This is a genomic window from Rhodoferax sp. GW821-FHT07G04, from assembly GCF_059418585.1.
Map to the genome: position 1 here is coordinate 899,242 of NZ_JBWKQD010000002.1, position 13,589 is coordinate 912,830.

14 protein-coding genes are annotated in these 13,589 nt (G+C 62.5%); 11 read left to right on the forward strand and 3 right to left on the reverse strand.

Annotated features, from left to right (window positions below; genetic code table 11):
• Positions 1–12 precede the first annotated feature (12 nt).
• Both flgM and flgA read right to left on the reverse strand, forming a co-directional pair.
• Positions 13–345, reverse strand: coding sequence for a flagellar biosynthesis anti-sigma factor FlgM (flgM, locus tag AC07OO_RS13325; RefSeq protein WP_495082583.1), 333 nt, complete (start codon positions 343–345; stop codon positions 13–15).
• A gap of 106 nt (positions 346–451) precedes the next feature.
• Positions 452–1,195: a flagellar basal body P-ring formation chaperone FlgA gene (gene flgA, locus AC07OO_RS13330; protein ID WP_495082584.1), complete on the reverse strand. Its 744-nt coding sequence runs from the start codon at positions 1,193–1,195 to the stop codon at positions 452–454.
• Positions 1,196–1,414: 219 nt separating this feature from the next.
• On the opposite strand from flgA, the gene flgB reads away from it, so the two are divergent.
• From flgB to flgL, 11 genes are all read left to right on the forward strand, one after another.
• Positions 1,415–1,831 (forward strand): flagellar basal body rod protein FlgB, encoded by a 417-nt coding sequence (flgB, locus tag AC07OO_RS13335; RefSeq protein ID WP_495082585.1) that lies wholly within the window; start codon positions 1,415–1,417, stop codon positions 1,829–1,831.
• Positions 1,832–1,894: 63 nt separating this feature from the next.
• Complete coding sequence (gene flgC, locus AC07OO_RS13340; RefSeq protein ID WP_495082586.1) at positions 1,895–2,299, forward strand: flagellar basal body rod protein FlgC; 405 nt, start codon at positions 1,895–1,897, stop codon at positions 2,297–2,299.
• 17 nt (positions 2,300–2,316) lie between these two features.
• Positions 2,317–2,973 carry a flagellar hook assembly protein FlgD gene (locus AC07OO_RS13345; protein ID WP_495082587.1) on the forward strand — a complete coding sequence of 219 codons (657 nt, stop codon included), beginning with the start codon at positions 2,317–2,319 and terminating at the stop codon, positions 2,971–2,973.
• A gap of 44 nt (positions 2,974–3,017) precedes the next feature.
• Positions 3,018–4,244, forward strand: coding sequence for a flagellar hook protein FlgE (flgE, locus tag AC07OO_RS13350; RefSeq protein ID WP_495082588.1), 1,227 nt, complete (start codon positions 3,018–3,020; stop codon positions 4,242–4,244).
• Between the two features lie 26 nt (positions 4,245–4,270).
• Positions 4,271–5,011 carry a flagellar basal body rod protein FlgF gene (locus tag AC07OO_RS13355; RefSeq protein ID WP_495082589.1) on the forward strand — a complete coding sequence of 247 codons (741 nt, stop codon included), beginning with the start codon at positions 4,271–4,273 and terminating at the stop codon, positions 5,009–5,011.
• 45 nt (positions 5,012–5,056) lie between these two features.
• A complete protein-coding gene (flgG, locus tag AC07OO_RS13360) occupies positions 5,057–5,839 on the forward strand; it encodes a flagellar basal-body rod protein FlgG (RefSeq protein WP_495082590.1) in 783 nt (260 codons plus the stop codon).
• Between the two features lie 10 nt (positions 5,840–5,849).
• Positions 5,850–6,554, forward strand: a complete 705-nt coding sequence (locus AC07OO_RS13365; protein WP_495082591.1) for a flagellar basal body L-ring protein FlgH — start codon at positions 5,850–5,852, stop codon at positions 6,552–6,554.
• Positions 6,555–6,620: 66 nt separating this feature from the next.
• Entirely contained in the window at positions 6,621–7,781 is a 1,161-nt protein-coding gene (locus tag AC07OO_RS13370) for a flagellar basal body P-ring protein FlgI (RefSeq protein WP_495082592.1), read from the forward strand.
• A 1-nt stretch (position 7,782) separates the two neighbouring features.
• Positions 7,783–8,709, forward strand: coding sequence for a flagellar assembly peptidoglycan hydrolase FlgJ (gene flgJ, locus AC07OO_RS13375; protein ID WP_495082593.1), 927 nt, complete (start codon positions 7,783–7,785; stop codon positions 8,707–8,709).
• A 22-nt stretch (positions 8,710–8,731) separates the two neighbouring features.
• Positions 8,732–10,699, forward strand: coding sequence for a flagellar hook-associated protein FlgK (gene flgK, locus AC07OO_RS13380; RefSeq protein ID WP_495082594.1), 1,968 nt, complete (start codon positions 8,732–8,734; stop codon positions 10,697–10,699).
• Between the two features lie 23 nt (positions 10,700–10,722).
• Positions 10,723–11,973, forward strand: a complete 1,251-nt coding sequence (gene flgL / locus AC07OO_RS13385; protein WP_495082595.1) for a flagellar hook-associated protein FlgL — start codon at positions 10,723–10,725, stop codon at positions 11,971–11,973.
• A 35-nt stretch (positions 11,974–12,008) separates the two neighbouring features.
• Here flgL and AC07OO_RS13390 read toward each other — a convergent pair whose 3' ends face one another.
• Positions 12,009–13,448: an aminotransferase-like domain-containing protein gene (locus tag AC07OO_RS13390; RefSeq protein ID WP_495082596.1), complete on the reverse strand. Its 1,440-nt coding sequence runs from the start codon at positions 13,446–13,448 to the stop codon at positions 12,009–12,011.
• Positions 13,449–13,589 lie beyond the last annotated feature (141 nt).

Here is a 13,589-nt window from a genome sequence, read left to right on the forward strand (position 1 = left end):
CCCGATGCGAACTCAGCTGGTGGTCCGATTGAGCATTTCCTGCGCGTTGAACAAGAGTTTGTCGGCGATGGCCTCGGGGTTGACCACGTAGGTCCCATCCTCGATGGCAGCCCGCACGCTCGCGACTTTCTGCATGTCGATATCGGCCGTCTCGCCCCGCCCGGTTTTCTCCAGTCCACGGGCCAAGGTCGACACCGTCACCGCCACACCCGCTGAGCGTGTGCTTTGGTTGGCATTGCTGGACGCAGTGGTACTGGCGCTGGCGTTTTGCCCTGTTTTTTGCGCACTGGCCGCGTTGTTCAGCTGAATCTGGATCGAGTTGTCTGGCGGTTGACCGATTTTCATGGGGTTCTCCAAAACCACGGTATGTGTAGTCTCGTGCGTTAGATATCGGCCGCATCATGACTGACTTTAGAGATATTTGCATGGTGATTTTGGGCCAATTGGGGGTTTACAGGTCGATTTTTACTGTCTTTGTATCCAGCACCACGCCTGAAGAGACCCGTCCATTGTCCAGTTTGACCCGGGCGATTTGTCCCACGACCCCGGCCGACAGGGCTTGCGCTTCCGACGAAATCTGGAAACCCGGCCCTTGTGCTACCACCTTCACCTGCGCGCCGGCCTGGAAAACCTGGGCGGGCCGCACCATGCCTTGGCGCAGTGTCTGCCCCGTCGACAACTGGCGGGTGGCGATTTGCCCCAGCCACAAAGCCCGGTCGCGGACCACGGGGCTGCTTTCTTCGGCCCAGTTCACCTCGGCCTCCACCACGTCATCTTCCGTAATAGTGACACCCGACGCCACCGGCGACTTGATCACCCAGGCGTTGCCATAGGCGTTTACCGTCACCGGCAAAGACACATTCCATCGCGTCATGCCATCCACACAGCGCAGGCCAACCCGCGTGCGGCCCCACAGGCGGGCACCGGGCGGCAGGTAGGGCTCCACATTGCCGCAGGGGGCCAACTTGAGGCGGCTGTCCAGGTTACCGACCTTAACCTCCATGCGCAACGACGCAGGCCCCGCCGTCTGCGGCGCAGCCGTCGCCTCACGCAGCCAATCCTGCGCGAGCACTTGGAAGTCTGACGTTCCCGCATTTTGCGCATGGGCCGAAGCGGCGGCCAGCACCAAGCCCAGCCATAGCAAGACCCGGCGGGCTCCCCGCACAAACGGCAACGCAGACAACTGACCCGGCATGGCACTCCTCCAATCGTCCCCAGCGCCTCGCGCCCATACGGTCTCGCAGGCACTTGGGGTCAATCAACTATAGGCAGTCGGCCCGACGGCAAAACAGCCAAATGACGGGTTTTAGCCCCCGTATTCCTCCGCTAAAAAATTAAAGCTTTTCCCATAATTGCCTCACGCCGAACAACCTGGCCCAACCAGGGGGTTCACCAACCCTTTCGGAGGTGATCCATGCTTTCCAATCTAACCAGCACATTGGACTTCCATTCCAAAGCGCTGGTCCTGCGCGCCGAACGGCAGCGCGTGATTGCCAGCAACATCGCCAATGCCGATACGCCCGGCTATGCAGGGCGGGACGTCAACTTCAAGGAAGCCATGAGCGCGGCCACCGGCACCAGCACGCAAGCGCCCGCACTCACGGCCAGCACCAGCGACCCGCGCCATATCCCCCTGCAGGCCAGCACCAGCAGCCTGGGTTCCACCGCGTTGCGCTACACCACGCAGTCCCAGCCAGCCATGGACGGCAATAGTGTGGACATGGACCGTGAGCGGGCCAATTTTGTCGACAACTCGGTCCGCTACGAAGCCACGCTTCGCTTTATTAACGGCCAGAGCAAGACCATCTTGAGTGCCATACAAGGCCAGTAAGCATGAAACCCAACGCCCCCATCCATTCACTGCCAGCCGAGGCGGCTCGCCAGGAGGCATGACATGTCGATGTTTTCCATCTTCAACGTATCCGGCAGCGCCATCAGCGCCCAGTCGCAGCGGCTCAACGTCGTTGCCAGCAACCTGGCCAACGCCGATGCCGTCGCCGGACCGGACGGACAGGGTTACAAGAGCCGGCAGGTTGTTTTTGAAACCGCCCCCATGGGCTCGGATGCATCGTCGGGTGTGCGGGTCAATGGCATACGCGAAAGCAACGAACCACTGCGGCGCGTGCACAACCCCGCCCACCCTTCCGCCGACGCGGACGGCTATGTCACACAGTCCAACGTGAACCCGGTAGAGGAAATGGTCAACATGATCTCGGCCTCGCGCTCATACCAAAACAACGTCGAGGTCATGAACACCGCCAAGACGCTACTGCTCAAGACCCTGCAAATGGGGCAATGAGCTAAGGAGATTCCACTATGGTCGCCAGCGTAAGCAACACCACTCCCGCGTTAACAGGGTCAGGCTCCGCCACAAAGTCTGCGGGACAGACCAGCGCCGATGCGCAGCAGGACCGTTTCCTGAAGTTGCTGGTAGCCCAGTTGAACAACCAGGACCCCATGAATCCCATGGACAACGCCCAGATGACGAGCCAGATGGCGCAGATCAATACGGTGTCTGGCATTCAGCAACTCAACGAGACGATGAAATCCCTGGCAACCCAGGTCTCGTCCATGCAGGTCATGCAAAGTGCGGCCTTGATCGGCCACGGCGCGATGGTGCAGAGCAACACCTTGTCGATCGATGCCGGCAAGGCGCGCGGCGCGGTGGATCTGGATGGCGACGCATCCAGCGTCAAAGTACAAATACTGAGCCCCGGCGGGCAGTTGCTGGACACGGTGGACCTGGGGCCCATGGCAGCCGGCCGCCATTCCTTTGAGTGGAATGCGTCCGCCTATACCGGAACCGCCAGCCCCACCTTCAAGATCGTGGCCAGCAATGGCAAACAGTCCGTGGGCTCCACGGCCTTGGCACAGGACACCATCACGTCGATTGGCAACAGCGACGGCGTCATGAATGTGCAGTTCAAAGGCCGCGCCGCGGTTCCCTACAGCGCCATCCAGGCCATTTTGTAACCCCTCCCCGAAGACCCCATCCTCGCTATCCAAAGGAATACACCATGAGCTTCCAAACCGGCCTTTCGGGCTTGAATGCATCCGCCAAAAACCTCGATGTGATCGGCAACAACATTGCCAACGCCAACACCGTGGGCGCCAAGGCTTCGCGTGCGGAATTTGCGGCCGTCGTGGCATCCGCTATTGGCCCCAGCGGCGGCGGCGGTACGGGCGGCGGGGGTATTGGTGTGGAGGTTGCAACGGTCTCGCAGCAGTTCTCACAGGGGACTATCAACATCACCGGCAACAACCTCGATGTGGCCGTCAACGGCGGCGGCTTCTTCGAGTTGACGCTGAAGGACGGGAGCGCGGCCTACACCCGTGACGGCCAGTTCAAACTCGACACCAATGGCAACCTGATCACCAATTCCGGCGCCAATGTGATGGGCTTCACGACGGATATCAATGGCGTCCCCACCAGTGCATCCACATCCCCGCTATCGATTCCCGCCGGCGCACCGATTCCGGCCAAGGTCACGTCAACGATTAACGCCACCTTCAACCTGGACGCCCGCGCCGTCGTCGCCGCCTCGGCCGTTCCCCCCACGCCCTATACCACCTATGGCACGACGATGAATGGGTACGACTCCCAAGGTGTGGCTGTACCGATCAAGATGTACTTCATCAAGACGGCTGCCGACGCCTGGGATGTTTACGACGGCGACCCAGCCGGTGTTCCCACACCCGGTACCCTGCTGACCTCCCTGGCATTCGACACCGCAGGCAAGCTGACAGCCCCGGTGGGCACCGTGCCCGTGACCCTTACCTCCACCAACGCCAACATCGGCACCTTCACCGCCCAGCTGGACGTCAGCAAGGCTACGCAATATGGAACGTCCTTCGCGGTATCGGACCTGAAGCAGGACGGCTACACCGCCGGCACGCTGACCGGCCTGTCCATCAGCGAGCAGGGCGTCATCACCACCCGCTACTCGAACGGGCAAACCCAGGCTACGGGCCAATTGGCATTGGCAGATTTCCGCAATGTGCAAGGCCTGCGGCCCGTCGGCCAGGGCAATTGGGTGGAGACCAATTCCTCGGGCCAACCCATACAGGGCAATCCCGGCCAAGGCAACTTCGGCACCATCAACTCAGGAGCGCTGGAGTCATCCAACGTGGACCTGACCGCTGAACTGGTGGCCATGATGACCGCCCAGCGCGATTACCAAGCCAACGCTCAGACCATCAAGACGCAAGACACGGTGTTGCAAACACTGGTCAATCTGCGTTGAACCCTCACTAACGGAGTCACCCCACCATGGACCGCCTTATCTACACCGCGATGTCGGGCGCCAACGCGGCCGCGAGTCGCCAGGCCGTCCTGTCGAACAATTTGGCCAATGCATCCACGAACGGGTTCCGCGCCGAGCTATCGACCTACCGCGCCGTGCCGCTGCAGGGCGAAGGTGCAACCACCCGCGTCTTTGCGGTGGAAACCACCGCGGGCTATCTGGACCGACCGGGCCCAGCCCAACGCACCGATCGCAGCCTGGACGTCATGGCCAATGGCAGCGCCTGGTTTGCGGTGCAGGCGTTGGACGGTAACGAGGCCTATAGCCGCAACGGCCACCTGGAGGTGTCCACCGACGGAACCGTCGTCTCTGGTACAGGCTTACCCATTCTGTCCAACGGTGGCGCGCCCATGACGGCACCTGCCGGCGCCACGCTGTCCATCGGCAGCGACGGCACGGTCAGCGCCAAGGTGGGAACCCAACCCGCCAACAGCATTGGCCGCTTGAAGATGGTGACCCCCAACGGAGACGACCCGCTCAAACGCGGCGCCGATGGTCTGTTCCGCGCCGCCTCGGGCGACCCGCTGCCCAACGACGAAACCGCCAAGTTGCAAACCGGCGTGCTGGAGGGCTCCAACGTCAACCCCATCGAAACCATGGTGGGCATGATCCAGACGGCGCGCCAGTTTGAAACCCAGATGCGCCTCTTGCAGACCGCCGAATCCAATGACCGTTCCGCTGGCCAATTACTGGGCCTGCAGGGATGATGACGCAAGCCCGTAGCGGCCCCACACCAACAGGATACTGACACCATGATCAACTCACTGTGGATCTCCAAGACCGGCATGGAAGCCCAGCAAATGCAGCTGGATGTCATTTCCAACAATCTGGCCAATGTTTCAACCAATGGTTTCAAGAAATCCCATGCGGTTTTTGAAGACCTGATGTACCAGAACCTGCGCCAAGTGGGTTCGGCCACATCCGAGCAATCTACTCTGCCGACCGGCTTGCAAGTGGGCCTGGGTGTGCGTGCCGTGGCCACCAGCCGTAGCTTTGCGCAGGGCAATTTGCAACAGACCAGCAATAACCTGGACGTGGCTGTTCAAGGCAATGGCTTCTTCCAGGTCACCATGCCCGATGGCACGATTGGCTACACCCGCGACGGAGCCTTCCAGATTGACAACCAGGGCCGCATGGTGACCGCCGGTGGCCTGCCGCTGGTGGGCAGCATCACGGTGCCGGCCACGGCGACGGCCGTCAGCATTGCAGCAGACGGCGCAGTGTCGGCCAGCATTCCCGGCACCACCGCACCGCAAAGCATAGGCACGATCACGCTAGCCAACTTCGTGAACCCGGCCGGCCTGGAGCCCAAAGGGCAAAACATCTATGCCGAAAGCGCAGCCTCCGGGCAGCCCAATGTTGGCACTGCCGGCGCCAACGGCCTGGGCACAGTGATGCAGGGCTTTGTGGAGACGTCCAACGTCAACATCGTGCAGGAACTGGTCACGATGATCCAGACCCAGCGCGCCTACGAAATGAATTCCAAGGCCATCCAGACATCCGATCAGATGTTGCAGAAGCTTGGCCAGTTGTAAGAGGTAGCGTATGACCCATCCCACTCCACCCCGCACGGCACGGAACGTCGCTTGCGCGCTGGCCGTCGCCAGCCTGTGCAGCGCCTGCCAGCAAATCCCGCAAAAAGTGGTTGTGGACTTTGCCGAGCCCAAGGTCAGCCCCGCGCCCATGGCCACACCGGCGGCCACCCGGCCCGCTACGGGTAGCCTGTTCCAGGCAGCGGGCTATCGCCCGGGCTTCGAAGACCGTCGCGCCCGCGTGGTGGGCGACACCGTCACCATCCAGATCGTCGAGGCTTTGACGGCCAGCCAGGTATCCGCATCGACCAGCAATCGCAATACCTCCATCGACTCCGGCATTACAGCTTTGCCCTTCAACAGTGTCGAAGGCTTGGGCAAGCTGGGCATAGGCGCCAAGACCAACAACGACTTCTCGGGCAAGGGCGGCACACAGGCCACGAACACCTTCTCGGGCTCCATCACCGCCACCGTCATCGAAGTCCTGCCCAACGGCCATATGGTCGTGGCCGGTGAGAAACAAATCGGCGTCAACCAAAATGTGGACGTCATGCGCTTTTCGGGCACGGTAGACCCGCGCTTGATGCAGCCAGGCAGCGTCATCAGCTCGACCCAGGTGGCCAATGTGCGGGTAGAGTCGCGCGGCCGGGGCGCCCAAGGCGAGGCCCAGACAGTTGGCTGGCTTTCCAGGTTCTTTTTAAGCTTTCAGCCGTTCTAAAGTTATCCAGAATAGTGCCGAGGGGTATCAGATCCACCCGGATCTGCCCACAAACCAACTCCGCACATGACACCCTGGACCCAACTGGCAAAAACCGCTAGCCTGAGGCTATGGGGCCGGGCTTGCCTGGTTCTGGGTCTGACGGCCTCTCTCGTCCTCAGCCCCAACCTGGCGCAGGCCATGCGCATCAAAGAGGTGGCCAGCGTCGAAGGCGTGCGCAGCAACCAACTGACCGGCTTTGGTCTGGTCGTGGGCCTGGACGGCACCGGCGACCAGACCACACAAATGCCCTACACCACCCAGGGCCTGAGCAACTACCTGCAGCAAATGGGCATCTCCCTGACGAGCACTACGCTGGCCCAGTTGCAGATGAAAAACGTGGCCGCCGTACTGGTCACCGCCCAACTCCCAGCCTTTGCCCGCCCCGGCCAGTTGGTGGACGTGAATGTATCTTCGGTCGGAAACGCCAAATCTTTAAAGGGCGGCACGCTGATCGCAACGCCACTCAAGGGCGCCGATGGTGAAATCTATGCGCTGGCCCAGGGCAATCTGATCGTGGCCGGTGCCGGTGCCGCCGCCGGTGGCAGCAAGGTCACCGTCAACCACCTCAGCGCCGGGCGGATTCCCGATGGAGCCCAGGTAGAACGTATCGTACCCACGGCGCTGCAAGAAGGCCCCACGATCAGTCTCAGCCTGAACGCATCCGACTTTCAAACCGCACGCAAGGTCGCGTCCGCCATCAATGGCAAGTTCGGCCCAGACGTAGCGCAGGCGCTGGATGGCCGCACCGTCAAAGTCAAAGCCCCGATGAACCCCAATGACCGAGTCAATTTCCTGGCCGAGATGGAAGAGCTACCCATCCAGAATTCCGTCGCCGCGGCCAAGGTCATCATCAATGCCCGCACCGGCTCCATCGTACTGAACCAGGCCGTGTCGCTGGGGGCCTGCGCCATTGCGCACGGCAATTTGTCCATCAGCATCTCGACGACGCCCATCATCAGCCAGCCCAATGCCCTGTCCACCGGCGGGCAAACCGTGGTGGCCGAGAAGTCCAATATCGAGATCAAACAGGATTCCGGCAAGCTGATCCAGCTCCCTGCGGCGGCCCAGTTGACCGATGTCGTCAAAGCACTCAATGCGCTGGGGGCCACACCCCAGGATCTGTTGGCCATTCTGCAAGCCATCAAGTCAGCTGGCGCCCTGAACGCGGAACTGGAGGTCATCTAATATGGGCTACGGATCCATCTCTTCCTCCACCGCCCAGTCGCTGGCGGCCGACGCCCAGTCGCTGGGCAATCTGAAGCTGGAAGCCGGCAAAAGCACACCCACCGCCATCCGCGAGACGGCCAAGCAATTCGAGTCCCTGTTCATGCGCGAGCTGATGAAAAGCATGCGCGAAGCGACGATGAAGTCCGGCATGCTGGACAGCCCCGGCAGCGACCTGGGTGCCGATCTGCTGGACCAGCAGTTCGCCGTCCAAATGTCCGGCCAGCCCGGCGGCCTGTCGGACATGATCGCGCTGCAGCTGACCCGCCAAATGGCCGGCACCACCAAGGATGCCTCGGACGCGGCCACTGGGCAGAGCACCACCACGGTAGGCACCGCTAAATCCGGCAAGACGCATACAGCAGCGGCTGCCCACGCCCCGACAGGCCTGGGCAAGACCGCCCGCGCGCCCACGGAGAGCCAGGCCAGCTTTGTGCAGCAGCACAGCCAAGTTGCGAACGAAGTAGAAAAGGCCACCGGCATACCGGCCAGCTTCATGCTGGGGCAGGCCGGACACGAAACCGGTTGGGGCAAATTCGAAATTAAGCATAAAGGCGGCGCTTCGTCGCATAATCTTTTTGGTATCAAGGCCGGTGCGGGTTGGGCCGGCAAGGTTGCCGAAGTGACCACCACCGAATTTGTGGATGGCGTGGCCACCAAGAAGCTGGCCAAATTCCGCGCCTACGACTCGTACGCAGATGCCTTCAAGGACTATGCACGCATGATCACCGAGAGCCCACGCTACGCCAAAGCCAAGGCCCAGGCCGGGTCGGCCCAGTCCTTTGCCAGTGGCCTGCAAAAGGCCGGCTACGCAACCGATCCGGAGTACGCCGCCAAGCTCAGCCGCGCCATCAATACCACGCTGCAAATACGGCGTGCGCAGGCCTGAGCAGGGCTGAAGGAACACGACCATGGGCAGCTTACTCAACGTCGGAACCCGGGCACTGCAAGCCAACCAGGCCGCCTTGCAAACGGCTGGCAACAATATTGCCAATGCCAACGTGGCCGGCTATTCGCGCCAAAAGGTGGTACTGACCACGGTACCGGGTCAGTTCTCCAGTGTTGGCTATATCGGCCAGGGCGTTACGGTCCAATCCATACAGCGCAACTTCAGCGAATTCTTGACACGCCAGTCTGCGCTGGCCGCATCGGCCCAATCAGCCGATTCCACCCGCTCCGACAAGCTGCGCCAACTCGAAGCCGTGTTCCAGGGCGGCACCCAGGGCCTGGGCGCATCCATCAGCGACATGCTGAATGCCTTCTCCGACGTCGCCAGCGCGCCTACCGACATGACCGCGCGCACCGTGGTGCTGACCCGCATCGATGAGACCGCTTCACGCATGCGAGCCGCGTCCCAGCAGCTGGACGACCTGCAAACCGGCGTGGCCCAGGAGCTGTCTCAGAAGGTCACCAACATCAACAGCCTGGCCGCCAGTATTGCTGCAGTGAACGAGCAGATCACAAGGACCAATGGCACAGGCCAACCGCCCAATGACTTACTGGACCGCCGTGACCAGTTGATCAAAGACCTCAACCAGTACGTACAGACCACGTCCATCAAGGCAGACGACGGCTCGATCGGTATCTACATCGCCGGCAGTCAGGAATTGGTGCTGGGCACCAATGCATCCAAGGTGGCCATTGTCAGTGACGACTTTGGCGACTCCCGCAGCAGCAAACTCGCACTGATACGCGCCGGCCAGCCACTGACTGTGGACGAGAACCTGCTGGGCGGCGGCGAAGTCTCGGGACTTTTGCGTTTCCAGAACAGCGACCTGAATGAAGGCCGCAACCTGTTGGGCCGCTTGACCTTGGCCACAACAACCGCGATCAATGCCCAACACAAACTGGGCCTGGACCTGGACGGCAATGTGGGCGGCGACCTGTTCAGCCCCACGGTGATGGGCACCAACAATGTGCTGGAACCCAAGGCACCATCCCCGCTGAACACCGGCTCGATGACCGGTGCTGCGGCCCCCACACTGACCGTCTCCGACCCCACCAAGCTGGTGGCGTCCGACTACGAAATGCAGTTCAGCGCCACCGGCTTCACCATCACCCGCCGCTCCGATGGCGTGGTCTTCACACAGGCACAGGTGACGCCTTCTGCATCGGCTGCTCCGGACGTATTTGCCGAGATCGACGGCCTGCAAATCCACAACCCCTTGGGTGGCGCGGCCAACCCGGGCGACCGCTTCCTGTTCAAGCCCTTCAGCACGTCGGCCAGCAACATCACCAGCATGTTCTCTACGCCACGGGCACTGGCTGTGGCCAGCCCGGTGGCGGCCACGATGGGCACGGCCAATACCGGCAGTCTGCAGCAGGTGTCGGTCACAGCACGCAGCAACCCTATCGCACCGGCGGCATTGGGTGTGACACTGACCTTTACCGGGCCCAACACCTACACGCGCAGCGACCAGGGTGCCACCGTATTCAACTACACACCGGGCCAAGCCATCGAAGCCACGGTCACCGGTCCACCCTTGGCCGATTGGTCGCTGACACTGCAGGGAACGCCCAAGGCTGGCGATACCGTCACCGTCAACACCAACCTCTACCCAGGCATCTCGGGCGGCAACGCGACCGCCATGATGGACCTGCGCGACGTGGCCATGTTTGACGGCGCTGCCATGACCGACGGCTACGCGGGCCTGATCTCGCAGATTGGCATACGCACGCAAAGCGCCGACTATGCGTCGCAGGTGTCTGCGTCCATCGCGACCAATGTGGAGCGTGACCGCGCCGGTGTCTCGGGCGTCAACCTGGACGAGGAAGCCTCCAGCCTGCTGCAGTTCCAGCAGGCCTACCAGGCCTCTGCCAAGATGATCCAGATCGCGCAGAATATTTTTGACACCCTTATACAGAACCTGAGCCGCTGACGCGGATCGAGGGGAGGCATGACATGGCAAACTTTGTACGACTCGGGTCCGCCAACGCCTACGACACCGCCTTGGCCAACATCATGAACCGCCAGTCTTCGCTGGCCAATCTGCAGGAGAACCTGACCTCCGGCAAGCGGGTGGTGCGCGCCAGCGACGACCCCACGGCCGCCGCCCAGGCCGAGCGGGCCATCACCCGCCTGGCCCGCATTCAGACCGACCAACGCGCCTTGGAGGCCCAGCGCGACTCCATCACCCAAGCAGAAGGTACGCTGGGCGATGTCAACGAGGCCTTACAGAATTTCCGAGAGCTGGCGGCTACCGCTGGCAATGCCTCGCACACCACGCTAGAGCGGCAAGCCATTGCCAACCAGCTCAAGGGCTACCGCGACCAGATCTTCGCACTGGCCAACCGCAAGGACACCAATGGCCTGCCGCTGTTCAGCGCCTTGGGCAGCGCCCTGACGCCCTTCGTCGGCCCACAGGCCCTGCCGCAGGACTACACCTTCAACGGCACGCCCGGCCAAGTGGCCAGCAACGAAGTCTCCATCCCCTTTGCGCTCGACGGCGACCGCGCCTTCATGCATCTGCCCGCGCGCGACGGCGTCTTCAATGTCACGCTGACCAATGTGACCGCACCTCCGCACGAGATCCGCACCAGCGGCATCACGCTGACCAACCCTGCCCTGGTCAGCGGCTCTGCCTATAGCATCAACATCACGGGAGTGGACACCACGAGCGTGCCGGGCACGACCACCGTGACCTACGACATCGCCGAGAACCCCAATGTTTCCGGCCCCTTCAGCGGCACGGCCAGTTACCCCAGCAACACCTCCGCCAATATTGCTGTGACGGCCATCCCTGGCCTGTCCATCAGCATCCTGGGGGCTCCCGCCGTGGGCGACACCATGAGCATAGACCCCAGGCCCAGCGTGTTCAGCGTGATGGACGATGCCATCCGTGACATTGGCAGCGCCGCCAACAACAACGCCGCCACGCAAGCCGTAGGCCAGGCCCTGAACAATATTGACATCGGCATGTCGCGCATCACATCGGTACGCGGCCAGGCCGGTGACCTGCTGAACCGCGCGGACCGCATCTCGTCCAACCAGGAGAAGCGCAGCATCCAGGTCGAAGGCGACCGCTCGCGTGCCGAAGACCTGGACATGGTCAAGGGCGTGTCCGACTTCCAGAACCAGCAAACCGGTTACCAAGCTGCCCTGCAGTCCTACGCGCAGGTGCAGAAGCTGTCGCTGTTCAACTACATCAGCTAGCTGGCAACGCGCAGGCGCATGCCCCGTGAAGGCATTCACTGCTCCGCCCGCAACCGCTCAAACGTCCCCCAGAAATGCGCGTCCTGGGTCGTCGCAAAATTGATGCGCATCAGCGTGCTGGGCTGGCGTTCGGCGTGGAACAGGGCGCCGGGGGCCAGCAGGTAGCCTTCGTCCAGCATGCGCTGCGACAGCGCGTCGGTATCCACACCGGTTTCTACCCAACCAAACAAACCGGCCGGCGGCGTCGCAAAGCTGCAGCCATGGGCCAGTGCCAGTTGCACGCTGCGGCTGCGGGCCTGGTCCAGCCGGGTGCGGATGCGCTCGGCATGGCGGCGCAGCTGGCCTTGGTCTATGCACCAGGCCAGGGCCTTTTCCAGCAGCGCCGGCGTGGTCAGCGTGGCCAGCAGCTTGGTGTCGACAAAGGCCTCCACCAGCGAGGCCGGTGCCGCCAGAAAACCGACCCGCCAGCCCGGCGCCAGTATCTTGGCGAAACCGCTGACGTAGATGGTGCGCTGCAAGCCGTCCAGCGCGCTGAGGCGCGTGGCGTGGTCGGGCGCAATGTGGCTGTAGGTGTCGTCCTCCACGATGTGGAAGTTGTGCGCATTGGCCAACTGCAATACCCGGTGCGCACTGCCGGGTGTCAGGCAATAGCCCGTGGGATTGTGGAACACGCTGACGCTGACAAACAGCTTGGGCGCATGCAGTTCGCAGTAGCGCGCCATCACCTCCAGATCCGGCCCATCGGCGCGGCGCGGCACCGGCAGTATGCGCATGCCCAGGGCGGCCAGGCGGGCGAATTCGATGGCCCAGCCCGGCTCTTCGACCATCACATAGTCGCCCGCACGCAGCAGGGTGCGACTGACGATGTCCAGCGCGTGGGTGGCTCCGACGGTGGTGACGATTTGCGCGGGCGCGGCGTGCACGTTGTAGGCCACCAGCTTGTGGGACAGTGCCTGGCGCAGACCACCGTCTCCGGCCGGCTCCCCGTATTGCAGCGAAAAGGATTGCAGCATGGGGTTGCCGGTGACCTTGCGCACGGCTGCGGGCATGAACGTGGTCTCCAGCCAGTCCGGCGGGAACACGCCCATGCCAGGCTGCGGTTTGTCGGTGCTGCCATGGAACATGCCGCGTATCAAGGCCGTAGCGTTCACCGGCACATGCTGAGCCTGGAAGCCACCAGCGGTCGTCGTATTGCGTTTTGCTCCCAAAACAGGAGCAGCATGCGTATTGTTTTCGAGGGCTGGTCCCATTTCCCGCACATAGAACCCGCGGTTCTTGCGGGCCTCCACCAGCCCCTGGGCCAGCAACTGGTCGTAGGCCGCCACCACGGTGGACGGACTCACGCCCTGCTGCTGCGCGCACTGGCGCACCGAGGGCAGGCGCGCTCCCGGCGCCAGCAGGCGGGTGCGAATGCGCTCGGCAAAGCGGTTGCACAACTGCTCGGCAAGCGATTGGGATGCGGTCTTCATCAGCATGGCGGGAGTCTCGTGTAAGCCCCCACGCTACGCCGCTACGCGGGTCGCTGCCCCCCGAGGGGGCGCATTTCCCCTTGGAACGGCCCGGCGGGGAAACCTAGGGGCGGGTCGTTGGTCTGTGTCGCTTCCATCAACAATACA